Consider the following 12,155-nt stretch of genomic DNA (forward strand, 5'->3'; position numbering starts at 1 on the left):
ATTTATGGATGCAGTCTCAAGCGAACTGGGCTGGACCAGCTATCGAACCGGCACGTTCGATAGCTGGCGCGGGCCTGTTCATACCGCGAAGGAAGATTATGTCGCCGAAGAAGTGCCGGTGGTGTTGGTCTACAACACCATCCCGCACGTGGTAATGCTGGCAACGCCCCTTAATTTGGAAGATTTTGCGATGGGTTTCAGCCTGACCGAGGAAATCATCGGTCATCCATCCGAATTGCAATCCATACGTGTCGTACAACGCTCCAAAGGCGTTGAAGTCAGAATGACGATTCCGGAAGCCCGATTCGAGAAACTGCACGGCAAGGGCAAAAACATGACGGGCAGAACCGGTTGCGGTTTGTGCGGTGCCACTACGTTGGAACAAGCCATCCGCCACCCGCATCATGTCGGCCACGGTTTAGCGCTTAGCGCGAATCTATTGAGCAGCGGTTTCGCCGATATGGCGCAAAAACAATCTCTGAATTTATTGACCGGTGCGGTCCATGCGGCAGCGTGGCTGCATCCGGAACGCGGCATCGTTGCGGTACGGGAGGATGTCGGCCGCCACAATGCACTGGATAAACTAATCGGCTCATTAGCCAAAGCCAACTGCAACTTTGAAAATGGCTGGCTGCTGGTAACCAGCCGCGCCAGTTACGAAATGGTACAAAAAGCAGCCAGCGTCGGTATTACCTTGCTCGCGGCCATATCCGCGCCCACCGCGCTAGCGATTCAATTGGCGGAAGAGTGCGGACTGACTCTGGTCGGCTTCGCCCGTCACGAGAATCACATGATCTACACTCACCCTCATCGTTTACAACATTACCAAGAATCAGCCGCATAGAACATGGATAACCATAATCTCATTAAAATGGCCAATAACATTGGCGCTTTTTTTAAATCCGAACCCGACCGGGAATTGGCCATTAAAGGCGTTGAACAACATATCCGCAACTTTTGGGAACCGCGCATGCGTACGGCCATTATCGAATATGTGCAAAAAGGCGGTACGGAATTAATGGATATTGTGTCGGAAGCCGTATTGCATATTGCCAAATAATCTCTAGTTGGCTTGGCACTCAGCTGCAAATTACTTGAAATAAACGGTCAAGCTAATCACAGCTTTCCCCAAATAAGACCTATTTGGGGAAGTCTAGTCAGAAGTCCTTTGCTTACGCGCGAACACCTTAATCGGCGGCGCTTAGGGGCTGAACCTCAGCGGGCAAGGTCGTACCCAAATACTTATTCAATTGGCCTTTGCTCGCTAAAATCCGAAATTGCGAGAACAACTCGTCATATTTGGCATTGATATACGAACTTTTGGCGATATAGGCCTCGTTGAAGGTATCCAACAAGTCCAATAACGTCCGTTGCCCGATATTGAATTGCTGCTGATAAGCGCTGATGGTCTTCTCGCTGGAATCGACGTGCTGTTTAAAAAACTCCAACTGACTTTTCACGGTTTGGTGAGCCACCCACGACAAACGCATGCTTTCAATCACCTGCCTATGCGTATTATCGCGAATATCCTTGGCCTGATTGATTAACTGCGCGGTTTGTTCGCGGCGGGCTACGTCCTTACCCCCGTTAAAGATGTTATAGCGCATGCGTAACATTGCCGTCATATCCGAGTTGGTACCGCGGATGCCGTCCAGATTGTAGTTATGACTGACGCCGGTCTCAATATCAAAACGCGGAAAATAAGGCGCCATAGCCGTAGCATGTTGGGCAAATGCCGAATCGATATCGGAATTCGCCGATTTCAGAATAGGATGGTCGGCCAACGCTTCCTCTATAGCTTGATCAAGCGTATGAGGTAATGCGGCTTCAGGGGACTGAATCGGCTGAATCCCTTCCGGCAGCATACCTATGACTCGCAAGAAACTGGTCTCGGCATCTTTCAAATTACCGATTTCGGACAACACATTCTTTTCCGCCAAGGCTACCCTGCCCATTGACTGGTCGACGTCGGCCCGTTTGCCCACGCCGCGTTCACTACGCAGTTTGATTTGATCGTTGGTACCTTGATGGCGTTGCAGATTTTCCTTAGCCAGATTCAACAACTCCTGACGCCGCAACACCTTGATATAGGCTTCAACACCATCAAGCGCGGTTATTTCCGATCGGCCAAATACGGTGTAGGCTCTTGAGTCGGTGCGAGCTTCCTGTCTCTCCACTTCATTCGGAGTAGCCAGACCATCAAACAACATTTGTCTGGCCAGAATCGCCCCTTCCTCCCTATGATAAAAAACCGAGCCGTCACCGCGGCCACGAGTGGTAGGGTTATTCGATTCTTCCCAGCCGATGCCGGCTGTGACATCCACCGTTGGAAAATAGCCGGCCTTGGCTTGGCCGATTTCCTCTTCAACCGCGCGGCGTTCTGATTTGGCAGCTTGGACTTGGGGATTTTCATCCAATACTTTCTGAATAGATTCTTGCAAACTCAACGCCTGGCTGCTGGATACACAGGCCAAATGCATGGCTATTCCTAAACTCAAACTCCTGCTGACTCTCATAACATTCCTCTCTGATATTGGTCGATTTCTTTTAACAATAGGGCTAATCTCAATCGGTCGTCGACATTCAATTTCCTAAAAATCGACGATAAATGCGCTTTTACAGTACGCTCGGAAATATTCATCGCAAAAGCAATACGCTTATTACTTTCGCCCTGCCGTATCATGTCCGCCACTTCCACTTCGCGCGCGGATAAACTAGCCAGTTGCTTTAGCTTTAGTTCGGTATCGACAGTATTAGGTGCAAGTTGTGGACGCCTGGCACTGGTCAACACACCAATGACCTTGGGCACCAAAGCCCGACGAATCCAAATATCGCCCGCCAAAATACAAGCTACCGCACGAGTTAAAAGCTCCGACGCTTCGGATTGTTCGCAATAGCCGGCGGCACCGTTAATCAGCACCTCGATCTGCTTATGTTCCGGCCAATCGCAACCCATCACCAGAAACCGGACCTTTTTGTTAGCAAAAACCGTTAACAAGCTGGCATCGTCATCCAGTTTTTTTGCATCGAAAATCACTGCATCGGCGGTATATTCACTGCGGATACTGTGCAGCATACTAACGTTATATTCCGCGATCAGCGCATGAGTCCACTGCGCCGTCAGCTGAGGATTATTGGAATAAATCAGTATGTTAGCCACAAATGTAATTGTTGTTATGAGTTATCGTTCTCTTAAAGCCCTATCCCTGGCTTTCAATATCGGCTTCAAGAGGTAATCAAGCACTGTTTTTTTTCCGGTCAAAATATCAACTTCCGCGGTCATCCCGGCAATAATTTCCAAACGTTCGCCGCCCTTTTCCAGGTAATTTTTAGAGGTGCGCAAACGAATCAAGTAGTAACTGTCTTCATCTTTCTTTTCGCCGGGTATGCTGTCGGCGCTGATATGTTCCAAAGAGGCCTCCAGGCCGCCGTAGATCGAAAAATCATAAGCGCTTAGTTTTACCACAGCTTTCTGCCCAGGGCGAAGAAAAGCAATGTCCGCCGGCCGAATTTTCGCTTCTATCAACAACTGATCTTCCAGCGGCACGATTTCCAGCAAATCCATGCCGGGTTGAATAACACCGCCCACCGTAGCCACCTTGATGCGTTTTACCGTGCCTTTTACCGGCGACAGCACTCTAGTACGGCTAACCCTATCTTCTAAAGCAACGGCAGATTCGGATGTACGATCCAGTTCCGCCTTCACCTCGTTCAACTCTTTCAAGGCTTCGGTTTTATAGCGAATCTTGATCTCCGCCAATTTGTTGCGCGCTTCGTCCAATGACGAACGTAGCCGCGGCATCGCCAGATTGGCAGAATTCAGCTCGCCCTTCAAATCGTTGGCGGCACGCTGCAAACGCAATAATTCAACTTGCGACATCGCCCCGTCAGCCACCAACGGTTCAGACATCTTCACTTCATCTTGCAATAATTTGTAGCTACGCGCCAACTGGTCGCTTTTCGATTGAATTTCAATAATTTCCTGCTCTTTCTGCCGTACCTGCTCAGCGAAAATGTCGCTATTCGATCTTATTTCGCTCTGCTTGGAAACCAGCAATTGCCTGGCATTCTCGGCAATTTGCGGCGCGTTTTTCAAAACCTCCTCAGGAATCGCCAAAGGCGTGCCGTTGACTTCGGCATTCAAGCGCGCGGTATTCGCCAGTAACTCGTAATACTTTAACTTGGCTTCCTTAAACGAGGAAGCAAAACGGACTTGATCCAGTTGCAGCAACACTTGATCCTTGTCCACCAATTGGCCTTCTTGAACCAATATTTCCGAAACGATACCACCCTCCAGATTCTGCACCACCTGGACCTGACTGGACGGTATGGTCTTGCCGTCACCACGTGTGACTTCGTCCAAGCTGGCAAATCCGGCCCAAACCAAGGCCACCACCACAAATGCCACCGAGGACCACAGGATCAAATGGCTTTGCAAGGGTAATTCGTAAAGATTGGCGGCGTTGACGTCGCTTAAAAAGCCCTGATCTTCGGCTCGATAGCGATGCTCAGCGCGCCACTCGGCTATTTTTTTCAACATATCAAATAGCCACCTTGATCTGTCCTTGGCGCAAGGCTTCCAGCACATGATCCTTGGGACCGTCGGCGACCATATGCCCGCCGTCCATTACGATCAATCTATCCACCAAACTCAGCAACGACATGCGGTGCGTAACCAGTATCAGAGTCTGTTCGCCCAATTGCGCAGCAAACCGCTGTTTAAACGCCTCCTCGCTACTGTTGTCCATCGCATTGGTCGGCTCATCCATAATAAAAATGGATGGCGACAACAGCAAAGCTCTAGCCAGCGCAATACTCTGCCGCTGCCCGCCGGACAAGGATGCACCGCGTTCGCCCACTTGCAAATCAAAACCCGCAGGATGTTTACTGACGAATTGATCAACACCGGCAATCGCCGCCGCTTTTAACACCGCAGCGTCATCGGCGTAGCGTGAACCCAAGACAATATTGTCCTTCACGCTGCCAAACATTAAGGCAATATCTTGCGGCACATAGCCGATTTGCCGGCGTAAATCGGAAGGATCGATTTGGCGAATATCGGTGCCGTCTATCAATATCGAACCCTCTTGCGCCTGATATAAACCCAGCATCAATTTTTCCAACGTACTCTTGCCGGAACCTATGCGGCCGATAAACCCCACACGCTCACCAGCCTTGATCTTAAACGTAATGCCGTCCAGGGCCTTGACCGGTTGCTGCGGATAGCTGAAACGGACGTGCTTGAACTCTATCTCGCCCTTGAAACCCGGCCTATGCAAATAGTCCTTGCCACTCTCGCGTTCCACCGGTAAGGCCATCATGCGGTTAAACGACCCCAAGGCGGTCACAGCTTGATGGTAACGGGTCAATAATGCAGCGACCTGCCCGACCGGCGCCAAGGCCCGCGAGGTCAACATTGTGCAAGCCACCAGGCCGCCGGTCGTCAAATCGCCATCCGTAATCTGGTAAACACCGGCCACCACCACCAGTACCGATGCCAATTGCTGTAGAAAAGCAGTCAAATTGACGGTTAAGCCGGCGTAAAACCGCGACTTTAACCCCAGCCGGGCAATTTCGCCGACATTCTGTTCCCAACGGCGCTGCAATTGCCCTTCCGCACCGGCCGTTTTGATAGTTTCCAGATTGGACAGCGCTTCCACCAGTGTGGCATTTTTCTCACCGCCGAATTTGAACATGGCGTTGATCGTGTTTTTCAACGGCGCCTGCAAGGCGATGCCAATCAACATGGCCAACGGTAAAATCGCCAACGGAATCAAAGCCAAACTGCCGCCGACGCTATAAATAATCAGTAAAAACAAAAACAAAAACGGCAAATCGATCAATGTCACCAGCGTTGCCGAGGTCAAAAACTCGCGAAACGATTCGAATTCGCTCAGGTTGTTGGCAAATGCACCCACCGATGGCGGCCTGGCTTCCATGCGAATATTCATCAGTTTTTCAAAGATATTCGCCGATAAGATAATATCGGCGCGCTTACCGGCCGCATCGATAAAATAACTTCGCAGCAGCTTCATCGCCAATTCGAAGCCAAACACGATCAGCACACCTACCGTCAGGACCCACAAGGTTTCCAGCGCGTGATTCGGCACCACGCGATCATACACATTCATGAAAAATAACGGCGCCGCCAAAGCAAACAGATTGATTAATACCGAGGCCGCCAACACTTCCGCATAAATCGGCCAAGATTTATACAGGACGTCCCAAAACCAATGTTTGACCTTAGGCACCGCCGATTCGGCGGTTCTGCCGTCAAAGCGATGCTGTAATTGCACAAAAAAAGCCGAACCGCTGTAACTGGCTTGCAGCTCCGCAAAGCTAACAGTCTTTTCGCCGCTCTCGGTTTCCGGCAACACCACGGTATAGTTTTCTGCGTTCTTGGCAAGCAACACGCAGGCGTTGCCATCTTTAAGCAACAACACTGCCGGCAGCACCAAATTGGAAATTTTCTGCAAGGGCCTGCGCAATAAGCGGCTGGTCAAACCGGCGCGTTCAGCGGCTCGCGTAAACAAGGCCGGCGTTAATTTATTATCGACTAAGGGCAGCCCAGCCACCAAGGCCGTAGCGGTTTGCGGGATATGCAACAACTTGCAGACCGACAGCAAAGCCAACAATAAAGGATCGTCAAACGTGGAATCTGCTGGTCCGGATATCTGGCCGCTATCAGGCATGGAGGATGTGAGTAGAAGTTATAGTTCTTATAACGCTGAAACGCGCTACTGTACTTAAGTATTATAAAGCGCTGCCATTACAACTTAAAAAGCAATTTTATCAAAGCAAATTCAATCACCGGCACCAGGTGCATCACTGATAATTTCCCGTAACAAGGCGGTGGCATAGCTACCGGCGGGCAAATTGAAGCTCAACTTGAGTTGATTATCCAACCACTGCCACGCCATATCTTGCGGCAATGCGCGCAAGGCCCGACGATCTGCTTCCAGATCAAACGCAATCAAGCCGTCGGCTACGGATGCGTTAGCGGCAATCACGGCACTTTCTATCGCACCGGCCTCAGCCGTAGCCGTCTTACCGCCACGACCCCACATGATCCCGGTGGGATGAATATCACCCTGTTCGACGCGAGCCGACAGACTGGCGTCGTTGGTATCGCCGCTAAAACAGCTATTACTGCCGTCTAGCTTGAATACATCGCCACTTATCGCACGCTGCCAATTGGCTTGCTCGACGCGCCGGGCCAAGATTAAATTGAACAAATACGAACGCGCCGCCGATAAATATAGGGAACGTTGTTCCCGCTTGACCTTGGCACCAGCAAACATGGCCAGCGCGCGCTGGATATTTTGGCCATGATGCCCGAAACGCTGCGGGCCGAAGTAATTCGGAAAACCCTGGGCTTTGATGTGTTGCAACTGCTTTTCGGCAAGTTCTTGATCGCCTGTCCAATTGCGGATCAGCAAAGTAAAGCGGTTGCCGGCCAATACGCCGCGCTTAAGTTTCCGGGCATGCCGGACCGTTTGCAAAACCTGCAACCGGTCGGTTTCGATAGCTGACCAATCCGGATCAGCCTTACCCGGCAGCCACACGCTGAACCATTGCCGGGTGCGGCCATGTCTATCTTTCAGACCGGCGTAGCTGACATCGTGTTGTCTGACACCGGCATGGCGAGCCAACTGCCGCGCGACATATTCGGTGTTTTCGCCGATTTTTTGGATATGGAGGAATACATGCTCGCCACTGCCTTCTGGCTCAAACGATAGAATTTCTTCGACGACGAAATCTTCAGGCTCGGTTTTGATGGCGCCGGTACCGGACGGGCCACCGTAGGCGTAAGGCCATTCGGGTAAACTAAAATCTGTCATTGGAGATTTGGTCAAGTTGTTGCAATACGAGTGCATGGATGCGGGAGGTATAGCGCCACAGGAGCTGTTGCCGAGACGGCACCCGACATATCAGGGTTGTTACCAATAAATTATCCGGAAACGCTACGCGCCCCCTGGCCGACCTAACCAAAATTTTCGTTGCCCTGCTTCAGCGTATCGCGCAGCAAACCAAAATGTTCAGAAAATTAGCTTGGTTGAAAAAGTATAAAAAAAACACCTAACACAACAAAGAAGATTCCAACCTTAAAGGTAAGGTAGTGCGAGTGATAATACTCTTCCTCCGTAGTTGGCGGACGTGAGTCATTTTGCGCGTCTAAATACCCTTTAACTCCCCTTTTTTGCCTGCCGCTTAGCCAAGGAATCATCCCGGAGCTAATAAGGATAGTGATACCAAAAAGCACAATTCCGAAGCCGTCGCCATAGTGCTCGAAGCCATAAGCAATAAATTCGCTTATGGCGTCATTTCTACTCATAGTCGACTCCTTAATTTACAGAGCATCAACACCAAAAATCTGAGGGGACGCACCGCATACCGAACGAAGGCCGTAACGAAGACACTAGCCAGAAGGTGCGCGGTGAGTGCCTTCTGGCTAGATCAGCCACTAATAAGGTTTTTATTTCTCAATCAACACCACCACCTGCACCGCAATACCTTCCTTGCGCCCCTCGAAACCCAGTTTCTCGGTGGTAGTGGCTTTGACGTTGATGAAATCGACATCGACAGCCAAGTCGGCAGCGATGTTGGCGCGCATGGCCGGCACGTGCGGCAGCATTTTCGGTGCCTGGGCGATGATGGTCACATCGGCGTTGACTAATTTGTAGCCTTTTTCCTGAACGATTTTATAGACGTGGCGTAGCAATACGCGGCTGTCAGCGCCCTTGAATTCGGGGTCGGTGTCTGGAAAATGCTTGCCGATGTCGCCTAAAGCCGCCGCGCCGAGAATGGCGTCAGCTAGTGCATGCAGCACCACGTCGCCGTCGGAATGGGCTTCCAGGCCTTTTTCGTAGGGAATTTTTACGCCACCCAAAATGATGTGGTCGCCGTCGTTGAAACGGTGGACGTCGTAGCCTTGGCCGACTCGGATCATGCTTGTTGCTCCATATAAAATTGCGCCAGCGCCAGATCTTCCGGCCGGGTGATTTTGATGTTATCGGGACGGCCTTCGACAATTTTCGGCAGGAACCCCAACAATTCCAGCGCACTGGCTTCGTCGGTAATGGCCGGATTGCCTTCGGTTTGCTGCAAGGCGTCGCGCAACATGCCGTATTTGAACATTTGTGGGGTCAACGCCCGCCAGACATGTTTGCGATCTATCGTTGCAGTAATCGAGTCGCCGTCGACGTGCTTCAGCGTGTCGTGTGAAGACAGCGCCAGTATGCCGCCGACCGCATCGTCTTTTAGCGTGTCGATTTGCAGATGAATATCGGAGGCAGTCAGACAAGGCCGGGCGGCGTCATGCACCAACACCCAGTCGTCTTCGGCGGCCTGGCCTTGCAAAGACTTCAGCGCCGATAGTACCGAGTCGGCCCGCTCTTTCCCGCCAGGTGCGGTAATCACCTGCGGATGTTTAGACACATCCAACTCCGGCCAATACGGATCTTCAATGGATATTGCTACAGCCACGGCTTGAAAAGCGCCGGACTGCAATAATCGGTCTAAGGTATGTTCAATGACGGTTTTGCCGGCCAGCGGCAGATATTGTTTAGGGCGGTCGGCTTGCATGCGTTTGCCGACGCCGGCTGCCGGGACAACTGCCCAGCATTTAGGAGTTTGATTCATGCTCTACTCAAGCACTTGAAAGAAGGTTTCGTTTTCCTTGATCATGCCCAGCTCGTAGCGGGCGCGTTCTTCGATGGTTTCCAAGCCACGGCGCAAATCCAGTACCTCGGCATATAAGGAGTCGTTGCGTTCCTTTTTTTCCTGGGCTTCCTTGGTCAAGGTTTCCAGGCGTTCCCGATAATCGCTAATCTGCGAGACGCTGGCATCACCTAGCCACAACCGATACTGGAAGTGAACGATTAACAGGATGATGATGGCGATCAGGGTTTTAATGGCTACTCTCGATCTGTAAGATGGGTTGCGTCTAGAAGAACGCAACCCAACAATAAAGCAATTCGTTGGGTTACGGCTGCGCCTAACCCAACCTACGCTTCTTTATTTCAGCATTTTGAACGCGCTACGGCCGGCGTATTTAGCCTTTTCGCCCAACTCGTCTTCGATTTTCATCAAGCGGTTGTATTTGGCAACACGGTCGGAACGGCTCAATGAACCGGTTTTGATTTGGCCGGTGCCGGTCGCCACAACCAAGTCGGCAATGGTGGTGTCTTCGGTTTCACCTGAACGGTGAGAAACCACGGCGCTATAACCCGCAGCAGCAGCCATATCGATGGCCGCCAGGGTTTCGGTCAAGGTACCAATTTGGTTGACTTTGATCAGAATGGAGTTGGCGATGCCTTTCTCGATACCTTCTTTCAGGATGGCAGGGTTGGTCACGAACAAATCGTCGCCGACCAATTGAATTTTGCCGCCCAATTTTTCAGTTTCATATTTCCAGCCGTCCCAGTCGTTTTCATCCAAACCGTCTTCGATCGAAATGATGGGGTATTTATCTACCCAGGCAGCCAGGAAGTCGACCATTTCCGTGGAGTTAAAGCTGCGATTTTCCGCAGACAACACATATTTGCCGTCTTCGAAGTACTCGGAAGCCGCTGCATCCATACCCAAGTAGATGTCTTCACCCGCTTTATAGCCGGCTTTTTCGATCGCTTCCAGGATGACTTCGATAGCTTCTTCGTTAGAAGACAGGTTAGGCGCGAAACCGCCTTCATCGCCCACGGTGGTAGCCAAGCCGCGGCTTTTTAGTACCTTGGCCAGGTTATGAAATACTTCAGCGCCGTAACGGATCGCTTCGCGGAAAGTGGGGGCCCCAACAGGCAGAATCATGAACTCTTGCAAATCCACGCTGTTATCGGCGTGGGAGCCGCCGTTGATGATGTTCATCATCGGTACAGGCAGAATGAATTCGCCGGATTTGTTCAGGAATTTGTACAAGGGTACGCCGGCTTCTTGCGCAGCAGCACGGGCAGCAGCCATAGAAACGCCCAAAATGGCGTTAGCACCAATGCGGCTTTTGCTAGGAGTGCCGTCCAAGGCAATCATTTTTTCGTCCAATGCGGCTTGGTTGTTGGCATCCATACCCACCACAGCTTCACGGATTTCGGTGTTGACGAAGTTAACCGCTTTCAACACACCTTTGCCCAAATAACGGGCTTTATCACCGTCGCGCAACTCAATCGCTTCGCGTTCGCCGGTGGAGGCGCCGGATGGCACCATCGCAGTACCGACGATGCCGGATGCCAAATACACTTCCGCTTCTACAGTTGGGTTACCGCGTGAATCCAGAACTTCTCTTGCCTTTACGTCTACTATTCTTGCCATTATTTTGCCCTATAGTGTGGTTTCAATCAGGCTGGTGGATTTAACAGCCCGGTCTATCGTTACTAACATTTCCAATAATTCTTTCATGCGGTGCAAGGGCCAGGAATTGGGACCGTCGCTCAACGCTTCTTCGGGTTTGGGATGCGATTCCATGAACAGCCCGGCGATACCCACAGCGACTGCGGCGCGCGCCAACACGGGCACGTGCTCTCGCTGACCACCGGAGACATTGCCCTGCCCGCCCGGTAACTGCACGGAATGGGTGGCATCGAATACCACCGGGCAACCGGTGTCGCGCATTACGGCCAGCGAACGCATGTCCGAAACCAAATTATTATAGCCAAACGACACGCCGCGCTCGCAAACCATGATTTGCTGATTGCCGGTGGCTTTGGCTTTGGCGGCGACATTGGCCATATCCCAAGGCGCTAAAAACTGGCCTTTTTTGATATTCACCGGCTTGCCCAAAGCCGCGACGCTTTGAATGAAATTGGTCTGGCGGCACAGGAATGCCGGGGTTTGCAATACATCCACCACCGCCGCCACTTCCGCCAGTGGCGTGTCTTCATGCACGTCGGTCAATACTGGCACGCTTAATTGTTGCTTCACTTTTTCCAGGATCTGCAAACCTTTTTCCAGGCCCGGACCGCGAAAACTGCCCAATGAAGAACGGTTGGCTTTGTCGAACGAGGATTTGTAGATAAACGGAATAGCCAACTCGTCGGCTATTTCTTTCAATTTACCGGCGGTATCCATGGTCATTTGTTCGCTTTCGATCACACAAGTACCGGCGATCAGGAAAAACGGCTTATCCAGGCCAACTTCGAAATTACATAATTGCATGTTTAACCTTG

At 51.3% G+C, this 12,155-nt stretch carries 13 protein-coding genes; 2 read left to right on the forward strand and 11 right to left on the reverse strand.

Annotated features, from left to right (window positions below):
- Positions 1-4 precede the first annotated feature (4 nt).
- On the forward strand, positions 5-844 hold the full coding sequence (gene fdhD, locus ACH5Y9_RS15935; RefSeq protein WP_445366790.1) for a formate dehydrogenase accessory sulfurtransferase FdhD: 840 nt from the start codon (positions 5-7) through the stop codon (positions 842-844).
- Between the two features lie 3 nt (positions 845-847).
- A complete protein-coding gene (locus ACH5Y9_RS15940) occupies positions 848-1,060 on the forward strand; it encodes a formate dehydrogenase subunit delta (protein WP_205453537.1) in 213 nt (70 codons plus the stop codon).
- 127 nt (positions 1,061-1,187) lie between these two features.
- On the opposite strand, the gene ACH5Y9_RS15945 is transcribed toward ACH5Y9_RS15940, so the two are convergent.
- From ACH5Y9_RS15945 to kdsA, 11 genes are all read right to left on the reverse strand, one after another.
- Positions 1,188-2,480, reverse strand: a complete 1,293-nt coding sequence (locus tag ACH5Y9_RS15945) for a TolC family outer membrane protein (RefSeq protein ID WP_445366791.1) — start codon at positions 2,478-2,480, stop codon at positions 1,188-1,190.
- Between the two features lie 32 nt (positions 2,481-2,512).
- Complete coding sequence (locus tag ACH5Y9_RS15950; protein WP_165786264.1) at positions 2,513-3,160, reverse strand: response regulator transcription factor; 648 nt, start codon at positions 3,158-3,160, stop codon at positions 2,513-2,515.
- 21 nt (positions 3,161-3,181) lie between these two features.
- A complete protein-coding gene (locus ACH5Y9_RS15955) occupies positions 3,182-4,540 on the reverse strand; it encodes an HlyD family type I secretion periplasmic adaptor subunit (RefSeq protein WP_445366792.1) in 1,359 nt (452 codons plus the stop codon).
- A gap of 1 nt (position 4,541) precedes the next feature.
- Complete coding sequence (locus ACH5Y9_RS15960; protein ID WP_445366793.1) at positions 4,542-6,692, reverse strand: type I secretion system permease/ATPase; 2,151 nt, start codon at positions 6,690-6,692, stop codon at positions 4,542-4,544.
- Between the two features lie 111 nt (positions 6,693-6,803).
- Positions 6,804-7,841 carry a tRNA pseudouridine(13) synthase TruD gene (gene truD, locus ACH5Y9_RS15965; protein WP_445366794.1) on the reverse strand — a complete coding sequence of 346 codons (1,038 nt, stop codon included), beginning with the start codon at positions 7,839-7,841 and terminating at the stop codon, positions 6,804-6,806.
- 206 nt (positions 7,842-8,047) lie between these two features.
- On the reverse strand, positions 8,048-8,335 hold the full coding sequence (locus tag ACH5Y9_RS15970; RefSeq protein WP_101051828.1) for a hypothetical protein: 288 nt from the start codon (positions 8,333-8,335) through the stop codon (positions 8,048-8,050).
- A 141-nt stretch (positions 8,336-8,476) separates the two neighbouring features.
- Positions 8,477-8,950 (reverse strand): 2-C-methyl-D-erythritol 2,4-cyclodiphosphate synthase, encoded by a 474-nt coding sequence (gene ispF / locus ACH5Y9_RS15975; RefSeq protein ID WP_445366795.1) that lies wholly within the window; start codon positions 8,948-8,950, stop codon positions 8,477-8,479.
- Positions 8,947-9,642: a 2-C-methyl-D-erythritol 4-phosphate cytidylyltransferase gene (ispD, locus tag ACH5Y9_RS15980; protein ID WP_445366796.1), complete on the reverse strand. Its 696-nt coding sequence runs from the start codon at positions 9,640-9,642 to the stop codon at positions 8,947-8,949. The genes ispF and ispD overlap by 4 nt, the downstream gene beginning before the upstream one ends.
- 3 nt (positions 9,643-9,645) lie before the next feature.
- Complete coding sequence (locus tag ACH5Y9_RS15985) at positions 9,646-9,915, reverse strand: septum formation initiator family protein (RefSeq protein WP_101051831.1); 270 nt, start codon at positions 9,913-9,915, stop codon at positions 9,646-9,648.
- A gap of 102 nt (positions 9,916-10,017) precedes the next feature.
- Positions 10,018-11,301 (reverse strand): phosphopyruvate hydratase, encoded by a 1,284-nt coding sequence (eno, locus tag ACH5Y9_RS15990; RefSeq protein ID WP_445366797.1) that lies wholly within the window; start codon positions 11,299-11,301, stop codon positions 10,018-10,020.
- Positions 11,302-11,310: 9 nt separating this feature from the next.
- Positions 11,311-12,144: a 3-deoxy-8-phosphooctulonate synthase gene (gene kdsA, locus ACH5Y9_RS15995; RefSeq protein ID WP_205453532.1), complete on the reverse strand. Its 834-nt coding sequence runs from the start codon at positions 12,142-12,144 to the stop codon at positions 11,311-11,313.
- Positions 12,145-12,155 lie beyond the last annotated feature (11 nt).

Source organism: Methylomonas sp. BW4-1, assembly GCF_052474385.1.